12 protein-coding genes are annotated in these 19,451 nt (G+C 36.3%); 11 read left to right on the top strand and 1 reads right to left on the bottom strand.

Features of this window, described 5'->3' with window-relative positions; genetic code table 11:
- Nucleotides 1–140 precede the first annotated feature (140 nt).
- The 10 genes from uvrC (at nucleotide 141) to GFO_RS14895 (ending at nucleotide 15,109) form a co-directional block, all read left to right on the top strand.
- Nucleotides 141–1,934 carry an excinuclease ABC subunit UvrC gene (gene uvrC, locus GFO_RS14940; RefSeq protein ID WP_011711018.1) on the top strand — a complete coding sequence of 598 codons (1,794 nt, stop codon included), beginning with the start codon at nucleotides 141–143 and terminating at the stop codon, nucleotides 1,932–1,934.
- Nucleotides 1,935–4,163 (top strand): patatin-like phospholipase family protein, encoded by a 2,229-nt coding sequence (locus GFO_RS14935; RefSeq protein ID WP_011711017.1) that lies wholly within the window; start codon nucleotides 1,935–1,937, stop codon nucleotides 4,161–4,163.
- Nucleotides 4,164–4,335: 172 nt separating this feature from the next.
- Nucleotides 4,336–5,505, top strand: a complete 1,170-nt coding sequence (locus GFO_RS14930; RefSeq protein ID WP_011711016.1) for a homogentisate 1,2-dioxygenase — start codon at nucleotides 4,336–4,338, stop codon at nucleotides 5,503–5,505.
- A gap of 102 nt (nucleotides 5,506–5,607) precedes the next feature.
- Entirely contained in the window at nucleotides 5,608–6,750 is a 1,143-nt protein-coding gene (gene hppD / locus GFO_RS14925) for a 4-hydroxyphenylpyruvate dioxygenase (protein WP_011711015.1), read from the top strand.
- A 298-nt stretch (nucleotides 6,751–7,048) separates the two neighbouring features.
- Nucleotides 7,049–7,825, top strand: coding sequence for a DUF3108 domain-containing protein (locus GFO_RS14920; protein ID WP_011711014.1), 777 nt, complete (start codon nucleotides 7,049–7,051; stop codon nucleotides 7,823–7,825).
- A 2-nt stretch (nucleotides 7,826–7,827) separates the two neighbouring features.
- Nucleotides 7,828–8,787: a tryptophan 2,3-dioxygenase family protein gene (locus GFO_RS14915; RefSeq protein WP_011711013.1), complete on the top strand. Its 960-nt coding sequence runs from the start codon at nucleotides 7,828–7,830 to the stop codon at nucleotides 8,785–8,787.
- 12 nt (nucleotides 8,788–8,799) lie between these two features.
- Complete coding sequence (locus GFO_RS14910; RefSeq protein ID WP_011711012.1) at nucleotides 8,800–10,032, top strand: peptidoglycan DD-metalloendopeptidase family protein; 1,233 nt, start codon at nucleotides 8,800–8,802, stop codon at nucleotides 10,030–10,032.
- Nucleotides 10,033–11,664 carry a glucose-6-phosphate isomerase gene (pgi, locus tag GFO_RS14905; protein WP_011711011.1) on the top strand — a complete coding sequence of 544 codons (1,632 nt, stop codon included), beginning with the start codon at nucleotides 10,033–10,035 and terminating at the stop codon, nucleotides 11,662–11,664.
- 190 nt (nucleotides 11,665–11,854) lie between these two features.
- On the top strand, nucleotides 11,855–14,587 hold the full coding sequence (locus tag GFO_RS14900) for a TonB-dependent receptor (RefSeq protein ID WP_011711010.1): 2,733 nt from the start codon (nucleotides 11,855–11,857) through the stop codon (nucleotides 14,585–14,587).
- A gap of 84 nt (nucleotides 14,588–14,671) precedes the next feature.
- Nucleotides 14,672–15,109 carry a hypothetical protein gene (locus GFO_RS14895; protein WP_011711009.1) on the top strand — a complete coding sequence of 146 codons (438 nt, stop codon included), beginning with the start codon at nucleotides 14,672–14,674 and terminating at the stop codon, nucleotides 15,107–15,109.
- 351 nt (nucleotides 15,110–15,460) lie between these two features.
- Here the strand turns inward: GFO_RS14895 and GFO_RS14890 are convergent, their stop codons facing one another.
- The gene (locus GFO_RS14890; protein WP_011711008.1) at nucleotides 15,461–16,519 is read right to left on the bottom strand and encodes an endonuclease/exonuclease/phosphatase family protein; all 1,059 of its coding nucleotides are present in this window, start codon (nucleotides 16,517–16,519) and stop codon (nucleotides 15,461–15,463) included.
- Nucleotides 16,520–16,659: 140 nt separating this feature from the next.
- On the opposite strand from GFO_RS14890, the gene GFO_RS14885 reads away from it, so the two are divergent.
- Nucleotides 16,660–19,449 (top strand): TonB-dependent receptor, encoded by a 2,790-nt coding sequence (locus tag GFO_RS14885; RefSeq protein ID WP_229664749.1) that lies wholly within the window; start codon nucleotides 16,660–16,662, stop codon nucleotides 19,447–19,449.
- Nucleotides 19,450–19,451: the final 2 nt, after the last annotated feature.

The following is a 19,451-nucleotide window of genomic DNA, read 5'->3' as shown; positions in this document are numbered from 1 at the left end:
AAAAGGCGCAAGACCTAAGGCCCTGCCAAAGTAAAGCAAAGTTTATGTATTTATTTGAAATCCTGAATAATTAAGCCGATTTTTTAAATAGGAATCTCAAAAATTTATCTGGCTCTTAATTATGTTTTAAATTTGAAGTGATGGAAAAACCTGCTCTGGAAGTTCAGTTAAAAACTTTGCCCAATAGCCCGGGAGTGTATCAATATTTCGATAAGAACGGAAAAATATTGTATGTGGGAAAGGCGAAAAACCTTAAGAAAAGGGTCACTTCATATTTCAATAAGAATCATGATAGCCATCGTATAGGAGTGATGGTAAAGAAGATATGTGAAATTAAACATATCGTAGTAGCGTCTGAAACCGATGCGTTGCTCCTTGAGAATAACCTTATTAAAAAGCATCAGCCACGTTTTAATGTGATGCTGAAGGACGATAAGACCTATCCCTGGATATGCATTAAAAATGAACGCTTTCCCAGAGTATTCCCCACCCGAAGATTAATTAAAGACGGAAGCGAATATTACGGCCCGTTTACAAGTTTTAAAACTGTAAATACCTTATTAGATCTTATAAAAGGACTTTATAAACTAAGAACCTGCAATTATGACCTGGCTGAAGACAAGATCAGAAATGGGAAATACAAAGTTTGTTTAGAGTATCACTTAGGAAATTGTCTGGGGCCTTGTGAGGGATTTCAGCCGGAAGAAGAGTACAATAATAATATTGAAGCTATCCGGCAGATCGTAAAGGGAAATTTCAAGGATTCGCTGCAGCGATTTAGAAATCAGATGAAGCAGCATTCTGAGAAGATGGAATTTGAAGATGCGCAGCGTATTAAGAATAAGATCGACGTTCTGGAGAATTACCAGGCAAAATCCACAGTTGTAAATCCAAGGATCAATAATGTCGATGTCTTTTCGGTAGTAAGCGATGAGGGTTATGGATATGTGAATTTTCTTCAGTTATCACATGGAGCTATTATTAGATCACATACCATCGAGATGAAAAAGAAGCTTGATGAGAGCGATAGAGAATTGCTGGAATTGGCAATTGTTGAAATAAGACAGCGATTCAGCTCAAATTCAACAGAAATTTATGTTCCATTTAAAGTAGACGTGGGAGAAGAATTAAAAATCGTCATTCCTAAACTTGGGGATAAAAAGAAGATCGTAGAATTGTCTCAACGAAATGCCAAATACTTCCGCCAGGAAAGGTTTAAGCAAATGAAGATCGTAGATCCCGATAGGCATGTGAATCGGGTGATGGCTCAAATGAAAGAAGATCTAAGGCTTGGGAAAGAACCCAGGCATATTGAGTGTTTCGATAATTCGAATATTCAGGGAACCAATCCGGTGGCGGCTTGTGTTGTTTTCAAAAATGGAAAACCAAGTAAAAAAGATTATCGTAAATTTAATATCAAGACCGTAGAAGGTCCAGATGACTTTGCTTCTATGGAAGAAGTCGTTTTTAGAAGATACCGTAGGCTGCTAAATGAAGGCGAAGATTTACCGGAACTAATCATTGTGGACGGTGGAAAAGGACAGCTATCTAGCGGGGTGAAAGCTCTGGAAACTCTTGGTCTTAGAGGGAAGATCGCGATCATAGGAATTGCCAAAAGACTGGAAGAGATATTTTATCCAGAAGATTCAATTCCATTATATCTTGACAAAAAATCTGAAACGCTAAAAATCATTCAGCAATTAAGAAATGAGGCGCATAGATTCGGGATAACCTTTCATCGCAATAAAAGAAGTAAAACTGCGCTAAATACAGAATTGGAATCAATCCAGGGAATAGGGGAGAAAACGGTTGTAGAATTGCTTACACATTTTAGATCGCTTAAACGAATAAAAGAAGCTTCGCAGAAAGAACTGGCCGATGTTGTGGGATCTGCTAAAGCAGCAATAATTTGTAATTTTTACCATTCAGAATAGATGCAAAAATTTTTAGTCCTTTTATTCTTTACTTTCACTTTAGCTGGCTTTGGCCAGGAAAAATCTGAGCCTAAAATCGGTTTGGTTTTAAGTGGTGGTGGAGCAAAAGGCCTGGCGCATATTGGTGTTCTTAAGGTTCTTGAAGAAGAGGGGATTAAAATTGATTATATAGGCGGAACAAGTATGGGGGCTATTATTGGCGGTTTGTATGCATCTGGTTATTCTGCAAACCAGCTTGATTCCATTTTTGATCGCACTAATTTTGATATCCTTATCCAGGATAATCTTCCCAGACGGGCCAAGACTTTTTATGAAAAGGAAGATTCTGAAAAATATGCCATTACGCTACCCTTTGATAATTTTGATATTTCGTTTCCCACAGGCCTTTTTAAGGGGCAAAATATTTATAATCTAATGTCCCAGCTTACTATTCATGTTAGTGATGTAAATGATTTTAGTAAGCTGCCAATTCCATTTTTTTGTGTCGCAGCAAACGTAGAAACCGGGGAACAGGTCATTCTTGATAAGGGATCCCTGGCAAAAGCGATCTCCGCAAGTGGAGCGATTCCAACAATTTTAAGTCCTCTGAAAATAGATGATCAACTTTTAACCGATGGAGGGGTAGCCAATAATTATCCTGTGGAAGAATTGAGAAGACGGGGAGCAGATATTGTGATTGGCGTAGATGTACAGGATAGTCTCGTAAAAAGGGACAAGCTTAAAGGGGTCTTTGAAATAATGACCCAAATAAGCAATTTTAGAACGATCAATGATATGAAGGATAAAATACCATTGACCGATATTTATATAAAACCGGATATAAGCCCTTTTTCTGTCATGTCTTTTGACGAAGGAAATGCGATCATAGATTCAGGGAGGGTAGCCGCACTTACAAAACTTATAGAGTTGAAATCGCTTTCTGAAAAAAGTGAGGATACGCATATACGAAAGCAGATTAAGAAGATAGATGCTTTTAATATTAATGCTCTAACTCTTGAAGGTAATAATACCTATCCCAGAGCATATGTTCAGGGGAAATTGAAGCTAGATTATGACGAACCTTATAATTTTGAAGATCTAAGTATAGGACTCAATAACCTTTCGGCTACCGGAAATTTTGAAAGGATCAATTATCGACTGCTTCCTGAAGATGATGAAGGAAATTATCTTCTGGCCATGCAAATTGAGGAAAGTGATAATAAAATGCTTTTGCGTTTAGGTTTGCATTATGATGAACTGTATAAAAGTGGTGCACTGGTAAATTTAACCCGCAAGAGTTTACTTTTTTCCAATGATGTTGCTTCTATAGATTTTATTGTAGGCGATAATTTGAGGTATAACTTCAACTACTACCTGGATAAGGGTTTTTACTGGAGTGTCGGGATCAATTCCCGCTATAATACCTTTGATAAAAATATAGATCTTAATAAGATTCGGGAGGTAGAAGAGACAAACGAACTTGAGTCTATAAGAGAGCTAGAAGTAGATTTTAAGGATTTTACAAATCAGCTTTATGTGGAGACCCTTTTTCAGCAGGTGTTCTCTATAGGCGCGGGACTGGAACATAAGTATTTGAAATTAAGCAGCCGTACTTTCAACGATGTGAGCAATACTAATAATGAATTCATTTTTGATAATAGTCATTATGGGAGTGTCTTTGGGTATTTAAAATTCGACTCCTATGACAATAAATACTTTCCTACAAAGGGACTGAGCTTTAACGGCGATTTTCATCTTTATTTATATTCTTCAGATTTCAATAATAATTTTGCTGAATTCTCCATTGCTAAAGGAGCTATTGGGTATGCTGTGACTCCATTTAATAAGTTTACAACTCGAATTTCTACAGAAACGGGTTTTAAGATAGGGAATGATGGCACTGAAGTACTGGATTTCTTTTTAGGTGGCTATGGGAACGATTTTATTAATAATATAAAGCCCTTCTACGGATATGATTTTTTAAGCTTATCTGGAGATAGTTATATTAAAGCCTTGCTGGAAGTGGATTATCAAATATTCCGGAAAAACCACATAAGCGCAGGAGTGAATATTGCGAATGTGGAAGACAGGCTTTATACATCGGGCAACTGGATTAGCACACCAGATTTTACTGGTTATGCTCTTGGTTATGGAATTGATACTTTTATGGGGCCATTGGAAGCGAAGTACACCTACTCACCAGAAATAAAGGAAAGCTACTGGTTCTTTAGTCTCGGCTTCTGGTTTTAAGAAATTTTCATTAATACCAATATTTTATCAATTCAGCTTTTTGTTTTTAGTCTTGTTTTAAGATTGTTTCGCTAAATTTTCATGATATTTGTATAAATCGAAAAATAAAGTCGATTTTCTCCCGATCTTTTAAAGATTCGTGAATTTTAGATCGATTTAAAAACAACTTATTATGCCTTTTTATCACAAGCTTGGTAAAATTCCACATAAACGCCATACGATTTTCAGAAAACCTGATGGCAGTCTTTACTACGAACAATTATTTGGTACCATTGGTTTTGACGGGATGTCTTCCAATCTCTATCATGAACACCGCCCAACTCAGGTTAAAGAGATTAAGGGTAGTTATGATGTAACTCCAAAAATTGCTGTGGAAAATAATTTGAAATCATATAGATTTAAAGGGTTTCAAATTACTCCGCATCCAGATTATTTGAAGAGCCGTAAGCCTGTTCTAACAAATTCAGACTGTGATATAATTCTGGCGTCCCCTCAGGGTTCTACGGAAGATTATTTCTATAAGAATTCTGATGCCGATGAATTGATTTTTATTCATAAGGGAGAAGGGAAGCTAAGGACCCATTTAGGAAACATAGATTTTAAGTATGGGGATTATTTGTTGATTCCAAGAGGAACCATTTATAAAATGGATTTTGATGATGAAGATAACAGATTGTTCATCGTGGAATCCAGAAGGCCAATTTATACACCAAAAAGATATAGAAACTGGTTTGGTCAGTTATTAGAGCATTCACCATTTTGTGAAAGAGATCTAAGGCAACCTCATGAATTGGAAACCAATGATGAAAAAGGAGATTTTCTAATAAAGATAAAAAAACAGGGCAAAATTTTTGACATGGTTTATGCAACGCATCCTTTTGATGTAGTTGGATACGATGGGTACAATTACCCGTATGCATTTTCTATTCATGATTTTGAGCCGATCACTGGTAGAATTCATCAGCCACCACCGGTACACCAAACTTTTGAAACAGATGCTTTTGTAGTATGTAGTTTTTGCCCGAGAAAATACGATTATCACCCGGAAAGTATTCCGGCACCTTATAGCCATAGTAATATTGATAGCGATGAGGTATTATATTATGTAGATGGTGATTTTATGAGTAGAAACGATATCGAGGCAGGACATATTTCGTTACACCCGGCAGGTATTCCTCATGGTCCGCACCCCGGAGCCGTAGAGCGAAGTATTGGTCAGGTGGAGACAGAAGAGCTGGCGGTAATGGTAGATACATTTAAGCCCTTAAAGCTTACGGAAGATGCGATGGAAATTGCCGATGAAACCTACCATAAATCATGGTTGGAAGACGGAGATCATTAAAATGAAAGAAGATTTATCAGCACAGGACAGAGCGATGTGGTGAAAATTTGAAATGAATATTCAAATTTTTAAAATATCAATAATCCTAAAAAAATAAACAAAATGTCGACAGATAACACATCATTAAATTTAGAAAAAGTAATTCCGGAAGCAGAAGATTTTCTGCCTATTCTGGGGACAGACTTCGTTGAAATATATGTAGGGAATGCTAAGCAAGCTGCATATTATTATCAGCATGCATGGGGTTTTCAACCTGTAGCTTATGCAGGGCTGGAAACTGGAAAAAAAGACAGTGTTTCTTATGTTATGCAACAAGGGAAGATTAGAATAGTTCTTACTTCACCACTGCATCCGGATGGAAGCATTAATGAGCATATAAATAAACATGGAGATGGTGTAAAATTCGTAGCACTCTGGGTAGATGATGCTAGAAAAAGTTACGAAGAAACTACAAAAAGAGGAGCTAAATCTTACGTAGAGCCTTACGAGCTGGAAGACGATAATGGAAAAGCGGTGATTTCTGGAATTCATACTTATGGTGAAACTATTCACTTATTTGTGGAAAGAGGAGAATATGAAGGTCCTTTTCTACCTGGATATAGAACTTATACTACAAAGTCAAAATCTCCTGATACAGGATTGAAATTCATTGACCATATGGTCGGGAATGTTGGTTGGAATGAAATGGACAAATGGGTAGAATTCTACGGAAAAGTGATGGGATTTGCTCAATTAGTATCATTTGATGATAAGGATATTTCTACAGACTATACCGCTCTCATGAGTAAGGTGATGAGTAATGGGAATGGTAGAATTAAATTCCCTATTAATGAACCTGCGGAAGGGAAAAAGAAATCTCAAATTGAGGAATATATAGATTTTTATAATGGTGCCGGGGTGCAGCATATTGCCTTAGCCACAGATAATATAATTGAAACGGTAACTCAGTTAAGAGACAGAGGAGTAGAATTTTTATATGTTCCAGAAACATATTACGATGATCTTCTGGATAGAGTTGGAGAAATTGACGAAGAGCTTGAGCCATTAAAGGAACTTGGTGTTCTTGTAGATAGAGACGATGAAGGTTATTTACTTCAAATCTTCACCAAACCTGTTTTAGACAGGCCAACAATGTTCTTTGAGATTATTCAGAGAAAAGGAGCTCAATCTTTTGGAAAAGGGAACTTTAAGGCTCTTTTTGAGGCAATTGAGAGAGAGCAGGATTTGAGAGGTACATTAAATTAAGATTAAAAAACTGCTAAAATTTAAGCTGGGAAAACAAATTTTTGATAATCACATAATTTATAAGTTAAAGTTTTTCAGCGGTTTGTGAGTAAGGTAGAAATACAAGACTTTTGCACCGCATTTCTGGAGTGGTTACCAGAAATTATTTAATTTTTTTTCATAATTTAAGTTTTAGTTGGTTAATAAGATAAAATTCCCCGTCATTAATTTGATGGGGTTTTTTGTTTTAATACTTTTGGAATAGTAATTGTAATCAGCCTAGTAGGCTTGTAAATACTATAATATTAGGACAATCATTATGAAAAGATTTTTTGCAATTACCCTTCTCTTTTGTTTAACCGCTTCAACCCAGCTTTTTTCTCAAAAAGCATTTGATTCTGGTGAATGGTTCAAATTCAGAATACATTATGGTATGTTCAACGCCAGCTATGCTACATTAGAGGTTGATGATGCCATTATTAATAATACCCCTGTTTATCATATCAAAGGTCGTGGAAAATCAACTGGTTTCTTAGGTTTGTTTTTTAAGGTGGATGATGATTATCAGACCTATATTGATAAGAGGACGGGAAAACCTTACAAATTCATAAGAAATATTAATGAGGGTGGATATACTAAAAATCTTGAAATAGATTTTGATCATAGCAATAACAAGGCTCATGTTTTAAATAAAAAAAACAGCGAGAAAAAATCTTATTCTGTGCCCAATAATGTGCACGATATGTTATCATCATTTTATTATATTCGCAACCAAATTAACGGTGAGGAGCTTAAACCGGGTGATGAAATGAAGGTAAATATGTTCATCGATGATGAAAACCTTGATTTTAAACTTGTTTTCCTGGGAAGAGAGATTGTCAAGACCAAATTTGGAAAGGTGGCTACCTTAAAATTTAGACCCTATGTTCTTGCAGGGCGTGTATTTAAGGAGAAAGAAAGTCTTACTTTTTGGATAAGTGATGATAAAAATAAGATTCCTGTAAAAATTGAAGCAGATCTTGCTGTTGGATCTTTAGATGCAGATCTTGAGGCATATAAAGGATTGAAGCATCAATTTAGCATCATAATGAATTAAATATGGAAATAAAACCCGAAATCGCGGAACGAATTTTAAAGCTTGAAGAAAAGTTTAAGAATTCGGGACAGGATATGGGGTCCTACCTGGATGGTCTGCTTTACGATCGCTACTTATCCTATTGGGATTATATAGAGGTAGATACGCTACTAAGTTTACAAAAAACAAATACGCACTTTCCAGATGAGATGATCTTCATTTCATATCATCAAATCACAGAACTATATTTCAAGCTTATTATCCATGAGCAAAAGCAGATCATAGAGACTACGACGCTAACGGCGTCCTTTTTTATTGAAAAGCTTAACAGGATAAACCGCTATTTTAGAATACTTATAGATTCTTTTGATGTAATGATCAAAGGGATGGAGAGAGAGCAGTTTCTGAAATTCAGAATGGCATTATTGCCTGCCAGCGGATTTCAGTCAGCACAATTCAGAATGATCGAATTGTATGCAACTCCCTTAGAACATCTGGTTTCGCCTGAGATTCGGAAAAACTTTTCCGCAGAAAATAGTCCAGAAGAATTATATGAGAATATATACTGGAAGAAAGGTGGGATAGATTTGGAAACGGGAGAAAAAACGCTCACTTTAAGACAATTCGAAAAAAGATATACCCCCCGGTTTTTAAGAATTGCGAATGATGTACATGAAAACACCATTTATCATCGTTATCTGCAAATGCATGAGGATGATAAAAATAATGAAGATCTCATTCAGGCTATGAGAAATCTGGATGTGAATGTGAACATCAATTGGTTGTTAATGCATATGGGTGCGGCTTATCGCTATCTTAGTAAAGACAAAACAACCATAAAAGCCACAGGTGGGACTAACTGGAAAAAGTTCCTGCCACCAAGTTTTCAAAAAGTATCTTTCTTTCCAAATTTATGGAGCAGGGAAGAACAGGAGAACTGGGGAAAACAATGGGTTGATCATACTTTTAATACAGAAAAATAAAAAGTAAAGAAATTGAAGAAATTAGGCTTACTGTTAATGTTGATGCTGGCATTTGTTGCTTGCAATGATGAGGAAAAAGACCAGGCTGTCAAAAAAGTTAAAGTAGAAAAATTACCTCCTGTTGAGAAGGAGTATGGTTTTGTACTTAATGATTTTGAGGTAATAAAAGATACGATTGAGTCTGGAGATAGCTTTGGGTTCATTATGGATCAAAACGGAGTAGGACACGGCAAAGTGTTTGAAATCTCCAATAAAGTAAAGGATAGTTTTAATCCAGCGCGAATTACTGCTGGAAAGAAGTATATGATCCTAAAAGCAAAAGATTCAGCAAAAACCGCCCAGTATTTTATCTACGAAAACGATAAGATCAACTATACCGTAGTAGCACTGGGGGACAGTATTTATGCTGAAAAGAAGAAAAGACCTGTTACTATTAAAAAGCGAGAGGTTTCCGGCGTAATTACTTCATCACTTTCGGAGGCTATGCAGGCCCAGGGATTAAGTAATTTGCTGGTGTATGAACTATCAAATATTTATCAGTGGAGCATAGATTTCTTTAAACTTCAGAAAGGAGATCAGTTTAAAATGGTCTATCAGGAGAAGTATATTGATGACACTATTTTTGCTGGAATAGAAAAAGTAGATGCCGCCGTTTTTAAGCATTCCGATGAACCTTTTTATGCCTTTAGATATCTTAATGATACTATTACGGGTAAAGCCAACTTCTATGATGAAGAAGCAAAAGCTTTGCAAAGCTTTTTTCTGAAGGCTCCTTTAGATTATTCCAGAATTTCTTCAAGATTTTCTAAAAGACGTTTTCATCCTGTTCAAAAAAGATGGAAAGCTCACCTGGGAACAGATTATGCTGCTCCTCATGGGACCCCAATCGTTAGTACAGCCAATGGAACCGTGATCGCTTCATCCTATACTTCAGGAAATGGGAATTATGTAAAAGTGCGTCATAACGGTAAATACACTACGCAGTACCTGCACATGACCAGGAGAAACGTAAGAAATGGGCAAACCGTTAAGCAGGGTGATGTGATTGGATATGTTGGAAGTACCGGCCTGGCTACTGGACCTCATGTTTGCTACCGTTTCTGGGTGCATGGAAGACAGGTAGATCCTTTTCGTCAAAATTTACCATCTGCAAAACATATAGAAGATGAACTTAAGGAAGAATATTTCGCATACATAGAACCTTTAAGAGATGAACTCGAACAAATTCCCTATAAAAATATTTAAATGAAGAATATAAATCCAACCACAACGAAAGCCTGGAAGGAGTTAGAAGATCATTATAAAGAGATCAAAAATGAGCATATGAAAGATATGTTCAATAATGATGAAAAGCGTTCGGAAAAATTTACGATCCAGTGGGAAGATTTTTATGTTGATTACAGTAAAAATAGAATTACTGAAGATACACGCGCATTATTGCTTCAGCTTGCTGAAGAATGCCATTTAAAGGATGCTATTAATAGCTATTTTGGTGGAGAAGCTATCAATCAAACTGAAAATCGTCCTGTATTACACACAGCTTTAAGAGCTAATAAAGATGCTGATATAAAAGTATCTAATAAAAATGTAGTGCCGGAAGTTCAGGAGGTAAAAGCCAAAATAAGGGATTTTAGTAATGATATTATAGACGGAACTCAAAAAGGATATACAGGAAAAGCATTTACCGATATAGTAAATATTGGGATTGGTGGTTCAGATCTTGGGCCGGTAATGGTCACTGAAAGCCTTGAGTTTTATAAAAACCACCTGAAGGTTCATTTTATCTCCAATGTAGATGGAGATCATGTTCATGAAACTATAAAAGATTTAAATCCTGAAACTACTTTGTTTTTAATTGTTTCCAAGACATTTACAACCATGGAAACGCTTAGCAACGCCACTACGGTTAGGGAATGGTTCTTAAAGTCGGCTCCACAAAAGGAAGTTTCCAAACATTTTGTAGCGGTTTCTACCAACCTGCAACAGGTTGAGGATTTTGGAATAGATGTAAAAAATATTTTCCCGATGTGGGATTGGGTTGGAGGGCGTTTCTCCTTGTGGAGTGCGGTAGGTCTTTCTATAAGCCTGGCAATTGGATATGAAAATTTTGAATCTTTATTAGATGGTGCTCGCAAAATGGATGATCATTTTAAAGAGACTTCATTCGAAGAAAATCTACCGGTACAGCTTGCACTAATTAGTATCTGGTACAATAATTTTTTTAAAGCTGAAAGTGAAGCAGTAATTCCATATTCTCAATATTTAGATAAATTCCCGTCATATCTTCAGCAGGCCATTATGGAAAGTAATGGAAAGAGTGTAGATAGAAATGGCGAAAAAGTAGATTATCAAACGGGAACCATTATCTGGGGTGAGCCGGGAACTAATTCACAACATGCATTTTTCCAGCTAATTCACCAGGGAACAAAATTAATTCCTACAGATTTTATTGGATTTAAACATTCACTTTTTGAAGATAAAGATCATCAGGATAAACTGATGGCGAATTATTTTGCGCAAACTGAAGCTCTTTTAAATGGGAAGACAGAACAGGAAGTAGAAGGGGAATTAAAATCTAAAGCTTTTAGTCAGGAAGAAATAGACAGGATCAAAGCATTTAAAGTTTTTGAAGGCAACAATCCTACAAATACCATTTTAATAGAAAAATTAACTCCAGAGAGTATGGGTAAACTTATAGCGCTTTATGAGCATAAGATTTTTGTACAGGGAGTGATCTGGAACATATTTAGTTACGACCAGTGGGGAGTAGAATTAGGTAAGCAACTTGCTAACAAAATTCTTGCGGAATTCTCATCTAAAACAACAGATAACCACGATTCTTCTACTAAAAAATTGCTAAAATTTTATATGAGTTAATGACGAACAGATTGTTGAAAAGATGTTAGTAGATATAAAGTGCCTGAAATCAGGCACTTTCTTTTTATATGTAGATTTGTACCGGCAAAATGTTAAAGTTAAAAATCTTAACATTCAGATAATCTTTAATGTGTAGGAAATAGCTTTTTTTGCCACGAATTTTTTAATCAAACTCAAACAATTAAAACAAATGAGGAAATTATTACTGTTAGCGATGTTATTTGCGTCTGCTACAATTTTTGCTCAAGGAACTGTTACCGGTACTGTAATGGATTCTGAAATGGATGGACCGCTACCCGGTGCAAATGTTAAGGTGGTAGGTACTCAACAAGGTGCAATGACCGATTTTGACGGTAACTTCAGCCTGAATGTAGAAGATGCTACAGGTCAAATTAGAATTAGCTTCGTAGGTTACGAGCCTAAAACTGTTAAATTCAATGTTTCAAACGGTCAAACTCAGGATTTGGGTCAGATAGTTTTGAATCCAGATGCAAACGCACTTTCTGAAGTTGTAATTACAGGAGTTGCAGATTTAGCAAAAGATCGTCAAACTCCGGTAGCTGTTTCAACTATTAGAGCGGCAGAAATTCAGGAGAAATTAGGAAACCAGGAATTTCCTGAGATTCTTAATACAACACCTTCTATCTATGCTACTAAGCAAGGTGGTGGTTTTGGAGATGCACGTATTACCATTCGTGGTTTTGATACTCAAAACTCTGCTGTAATGATTAACGGTATTCCAGTTAATGATATGGAAAACGGACAGGTTTACTGGAGTAACTGGGCTGGTCTTAGTGATGTTACTACAGCAATCCAGGTACAACGTGGTTTAGGTTCTTCTAAACTTGCTGTTTCTTCAGTTGGGGGTACTATTAACGTGGTAACCCGTTCGTCTCAAATGTCTGAAGGAGGTTTGGTAAAAGCAGGTGTTGGTAACGATGGTTATATAAAAACATTAGCGTCTTACAACACAGGTCTAAATGATAATGGTTTGTCTGCATCTTTCCTTTTAAGCAGAACTTCAGGAGATGGTTACGTGAATGGAACCGAGTTTGAAGGTTATAACTATTATATTGGTGTTGGTTACAGGGCAAACGAAAATCATGATTTCAACTTCATGCTAACAGGTGCTCCGCAGCAACACAACCAAAGAGGATTTTTCACAAGCTTAGAAAGCTATTTGGAATATGGAGAAGATGGAGAGCCAAATGAAAAGTATAATCCTGATTTTGGATATAGAAATGGAGAAGAGTTTACTTTTTCTGGAAACTTCTATCACAAACCTGTAATCTCATTAAGCTGGGATTGGGATCTTAGTAGTATTTCTAAATTATCTACTTCTGCATATGCTTCTTTCGGCCGTGGAGGTTCTATAGGAGCTATTGGTAGAATTAATGGATCACAATCTTTTGCATTACCAAAAACTGAAGACGGATTACTTCCTATTGATGATATTTTTGCCTGGAATTCAGGTGCAAATGTTCCAGCTTTTGGAGATCCTAGACAACCTTATTCAGGTGATGGACAATTTCAGGGAGATTTTGTAAATACTGGTAACGGAGATCGTTCAGGAGAAAATGGAATTTCTCAGCGTTCTTCTGTAAACTCTCATAACTGGTTTGGTATTATCACTAATTTCGAAACTGAAGTAACAGATCAAATTACTTTAGATTTTGGAGCTGATTTAAGATCTTATAAAGGATTCCATTATCGTAGATTAGTAGATCTAATGGGAGCTGATATCTATGTTTCTAATGCAGATGATAATAATCCTAACCGATTTTTATCTGAAACTTACGAGCCAACAGCAGGGAATGCTTTAAACGTATTTAGCAATATCGATGATGAGGAGAAAATTGACTACTATAACGAAGGTCTTGTAAGATGGGCTGGAGCATTTGGTCAATTAGAATATGTTGGAGATCAGATTTCTGCTTTTGTACAGGGGTCTATTTCTAATCAGGGCTTCAAAAGAGTTGAATATTTTGGTGAAGCTCCAGGAAATCAGGAAACTGACTGGGAGAATATCTTAGGCGGAAATATTAAAGGGGGAATGAACTTTAATATTGACGAGAATCATAACGTATTTGGTAATGTTGGGTACTATTCTAAACAACCATTATTTGATGCAGTATATGTAAACTTCGGAAATACTCTAAATCCAAATCTTACCAACGAACAAGTATTTGGTCTTGAATTAGGGTACGGTTTCCGTTCTCAGTTTTTCAATGCAAACGTAAATATCTACAGAACTTCCTGGGCAGATAGATTTGAAAGCGAATCTGCAACTTTCTTTAGAGATACTCCGGAAGAAATACGAGGAAGTGCAAACTTGTTAGGTATTACCCAGGTACATAAGGGTATCGAGTTTGATTTCTATGGTAGAGTATCAAATAAATTCAAATGGAATGCAATGCTTTCCTTAGGTGATTGGGAGTATAAGGATGATGTAACCGCGACATATTTCGATGATAACCAGAATCCAATTTCTGGGGTTGAACAGGCTGTTCTTAACCTGGATGGTGTTAAAGTTGGAAATGCAGCGCAGTTTACTGCGAGTGCAGGTGTAGATTACCAGATCGTTGATAATCTTAGTGTAGATGCTACATACAGATATGCAGATAATCTTTATGCAGATTACGATGCTACTGATGCACTGAATAATCCAGATTTTGATGTTTTTGAGCTTCCTTCTTTCGGTCTTTTAGATCTTGGAGCCTCTTATGGTCTTGATCTTGGAGAAAATAGATTGAGCTTTAGAGTAAACGTTAATAACGTAACAGATAATATTTACATATCTGAATCTAATACAAACAGATTGGCTGGTCCAGACGACACTACTTATGATGGAATTAACGTTCGTAACAACGTATTCTTTGGATGGGGAAGAACCTGGAATGCTAGTGTAGCTTTCCGTTTCTAGAACCGAATAATTTTATATTAGAACGCCCCGATATTTCGGGGCGTTTTTTATGCAATTATTTTATCTTTAACCAAAATCTATATTATGTACGATACTATTCAGTTTATACACTCTTATTGGGCCTATCTGGTGCTTTTTATGCTCTTAATTGCAAGTTTTAATGGTATTATTGGATTTGCCGCTAATAAAGAATATTCAGCTACTAATTTTAGGATAGCGCTTTTCACACTAATTGTTTCTCATATTCAACTATTAATAGGGATTGTATTATATCTTACCCCACAGAATTTAGCTCGATTTGATGGTGGAATGGGAGAAGCGATGAGTAGCCCTGCGCTAAGATTATATCTAATAGAGCATCCTCTAATGATGATTCTTGCAATTGTTTTAATTACAATTGGATATTCAAAACATAAAAAGAAACTTACTTCCAGACCTAAATTTAAGATGCTGGCTATTTTTTATGGTTTAGCATTCGTGGTAGTACTTACAAGAATTCCATGGAGCGCCTGGTTAAACTAATAATAAAATAAGTACGTCACATTGAGCGCAGTCGAAATGTTATCTCTTTTGAATATGAAAATTTTGGCTCCGTGTATCGCTATAAATGAAGCGAAGTGGTCAGTAGTCGATGGAACACCCTACTAGAGTTTACTTCATTTTGTTCGTAGTGAACTACTTTGATGGGTTTTGGTTATAGACTGAATGTCATCTCGACCGACGGGAGAGATCGCGTTCGAGTTAGAATTAATCATGAGATTTTCCTTCGCTATGCTTTGTCGAAATGACACTAACCTACTTAGTAATTACACTTTGCAGGCTTAACGGGACAACTATAACTTTCAAAAAGCTTCGGATTTTTCTGAAGCTTTTTTATTTAGAATTTAAATCTCTTATCAAATAAATATAAACAGGAAAGTGATCACTGTATCCGCCTTCGTAACCGGAATACCCGTAGGTTCGAGACGGATAACCTCTAAATTGTCCCGCTGTAGTAATTAGATAAGGCTTATTGAAAATCCCGGCTTGATAAAATTGAAATCCAGTATCATTTCCCAGTACTAAATTCCCTGTCATGAACATTTGATCGAACAGATTCCAGGAATCTCTATATGCGAGACTTCCTTTTCCCTGTTTCAACATATTTTCCATGGGATTATAAAGATCAGTAGGTAATAATTCTTTTTTAGTTGGCTTTGTATTCAGGATTTTTTTAAAACTTTTATTGGTGGGATCATCATTAAAATCTCCCATAGAGATGATCTTGGCTTCGGGATTTATTTTAATCAGCGAATCAATAATTCTTTTATTCAAATAAGCAGCTTTCTCCCTTTTATACGCACTGCGGGCTTCGCCACCACCACGGGAAGGCCAGTGATTTACAATAAAATGAATTTCTTCCTTATTTAAAAGGCCTGAAACAACTAGCTGGTCTCGAGTGTAATCTCGTTTACCGGGATTATCACTTTCGTAAAGAATCAATTTTCTGGCTTTGCTATTTATAGGCTGAAAGTGTTCTTTTCTATAAAGCAATGCCACGTCAATCCCTCTTTCGTCCGGAGAATCATAATGAACAATCCCGTAATGGTAATCTTTTAAATTTGGATGACTAACCAGACCTTCTAAAACCGCTTTGTTTTCAATTTCGCAAAGACCAATAATAGACGGGGGTGTTTTTGTTACTTCTTTACCAATTTCAGAAAGCACCTGACTAATATGCTCAATTTTCTGTTTGTATTTTTCAAAATTCCAGGCGTCTTTTCCGTTCGCTGTTCTATCATCATCAAATGTATCTGGGTCATCTTCAGTATCAAATAGATTTTCTACATTATAAAAGGCAATCGTTTGAATTTCATAATCCTTTTTTTCCTGACTAAAAATTGGTTGAAAGAGCAGGTACATGCTCACTAATAGAAAACTATTATAATTCATTTAAATTTATTTTACACGACTTTTAAAAATAAACACTTTTTTTAAAGCATTGAATATAAGTTTATTATATATTTAACCGATAGAATATTTAAAATTTATTTTGGGGCAATTAAATGTATATAAAGGTTATTTTGGTCTTCATGGCTATGCTTTTAGGCACGTCCATGAATTCCCAGCAAATTACCTTAGGCGGTAAATTTGCAGATGCCTTTACCGAAGTGCCCTTACCACAGGTAAAAGTTTCAATCGAAAGTCTTTTTGCAGAAACATTTTCAAAATCTAACGGAGAATTCCGCCTGGAGCTGAATGATATTGCTCCAGGAGAATATATTCTCAAAATTGACAAATCCGGCTATCTTCTTAAACGGATTCCTATTAGTATTTCTTCTGAAGATAAACTGATGGAAATTATTCTCTTACAACCAGATCCCGCTTTTGAACAAATTCATCAAAATACGATCAGCCTTTCTGATGCAGAACTGCTTTCCGATGAAAGTGAGTTTGATAACATCGCTGGGATCCTGCAATCCACTCGAGATGTCTTCCTGAATGCCGCTGCCTTTGATTTTAGTCAGACTTTTTTTCGTCCCAGAGGTCTGGGGTCAGAATATGGAAAGATCCTCATAAACGGTCTTGAAATGAATAAAATGCTTGATGGCAGGCCACAATGGGCTAATTGGGGCGGTCTAAATGATGTGCAGCGCAATCAGGTGTTTTCTAATGGGATTTCAGCGAATGATTTTCAATTTGGCGGGCTGGGAGGTACGACCAATATCATTATGCGTGCTTCAAAATATCAAAAAGGAGGAAGGATTTCGTTGGCCGGCTCAAATCGAAGTTATACGGGAAGAATCATGGCTACATATGCTTCTGGAGAGGAGAGAAATGACTGGTATTATGCAGTTTCTTTAGGAAGAAGATTTGCTGAGGAAGGATATATAGACGGGACGGTGTATGATGCAAATTCATTTTTTGTTTCCATAGAAAAGAAACTGGGGGAAAAGCATTCTCTTAATTTTAGTGGAATCTATACTCCTAATATTCGAGGCCGTTCTGCTGCTATTACTGAAGAAGTACTTGATTTAAAAGGCAGAACATATAATCCTTACTGGGGTATTCAGGATGGCGAAATTCGAAATGCCAGATTGCGAGAAGTCAAAGAGCCTGTTTTAATGCTCAACCACTTCTGGAGTGTTTCTGAAAAAACTAAACTGAATAGTAGTATTTCATATCAGTTTGGAGAAATTTCAAATTCCAGAATCGATTACGGAGGAACCCGCTTAAATATTGCTAATGGTCAGCATAGTTTTATTGGAGGTGGTGCAAATCCAGATCCTTCCTATTATCAAAAACTGCCTTCATATTTTTTAAGATTTGAGAATGGTCAAAATTATGAAGCGTCTTATAGATCCCGGAATGAAATTATTGCTGATGGCCAGCTAGATTGGAAATCTCTTTATCAGGCAAACACGGTAAACTCTCAGAATTCTATCTATGCACTTTCTGAAGATGTAAATAATGATACTCAATTTTCATTTAATTCTAACCTGGATTGGAACCTATACGATAACTTAAAACTGACTTCTGCAGTTAGGTATCAAAACCTGAAAAGCGGAAATTTTGCGAGGATTAAAGATCTTTTGGGAGGAGAACAATTTTTAGATATCGATGTTTTTGTTCAGGATAACCCCGGCGAAATAAGTGGATTATCAGCACAAAGTGACCTGAAGAATTTAAACAGACTTGTTGCTGAAGGAGATAGGTATAAATACAATTATGAGATTAATGCGGAAGAAACCGAATTTTTTAGTCAGTTACAATGGATTTCGAAACGGACAGAACTTTATCTGGCAGGGAATTTAGAAAGAATAAATTATCAAAGAACTGGAAAATATCAGAACGGGATTTTCTCTGAGAATTCGCTTGGTGCAAGTGAAATTCCTGAATTTTTGAACTTCGGAATAAAGTCTGGTGCGACCTATAAATTTTCGGGCCGGCAGAATCTTGAAATTAACACAGGTTACTTGACAAAAGCTCCCGGGTTTAGAAATGCCTTTATAAATCCAAGACAGAATAATTTTTTAGTCGATAATATGGCGAGCGAAAAGATTCTTACCGGAGATATTTCCTATAGATATAGGGCTTCATTTCTCAATTTTCGGCTTACCGGATATATTTCTGAAATTAAAGATGTGACAGAAATCTCCTATTATTATGCGGATGGGCTTTCGGGACTGGAAAGAGAAAATACAACGGCTTTCGTTCAGGAAGTTCTTAGCCGGATGGATAAAAAATATTATGGTCTGGAAGTGGGAGTGGAATCCCAGATTACTTCTACTATAAAACTGAAATCTGCCATAGCTATAGGAGAATATATCTACGCCAATAATCCAGAACTATCTTTAAATTCTGCTTCTTTTCAGGGATCTCTGGACTATGGTAAAGCGAACCTCAAAAATTATCATTTACCCGGCGGACCCCAAACTGCTGCACAGATTGGATTTGAATATCGCGATCCGGATTTCTGGTGGTTTGGGATCACGCTCAATTATTTTGCCAACGGATTTGTAGATATAAATCCGCTTACCAGAACTGTGAATTTTCAACAGGATTATGACGGGCTTCCTTTACTGGATTATAATCCTGAAATAGCATCAGAAATTTTAAGACAAGAGAAATTTGACGATTATTTCCTGACAAATATGGTGGGCGGCAAGTCCTGGCGTATTAAGGATAAATACCTCGGGACTTTTATAAGTCTGAGTAATATTTTCGACACTTTTTACAAAAGCGGAGGTTATGAACAAGCCAGGAATTCAAATTTCAGAAGCTTGAAAGAAGACCTTGATCGTGAGTCACCTCTTTTTTCAAACAAATACTGGTACGGCCAGGGAACCACCTTTTTTGCAAATGTTTATTTAAGGTTTTAATC

It is taken from the genome of Christiangramia forsetii KT0803 (genome assembly GCF_000060345.1).
Classification (GTDB): domain Bacteria; phylum Bacteroidota; class Bacteroidia; order Flavobacteriales; family Flavobacteriaceae; genus Christiangramia; species Christiangramia forsetii.
The sequence above is the reverse complement of the archived record's forward strand: the minus strand, read 5'-3'. Positions and strand labels throughout refer to the sequence as shown.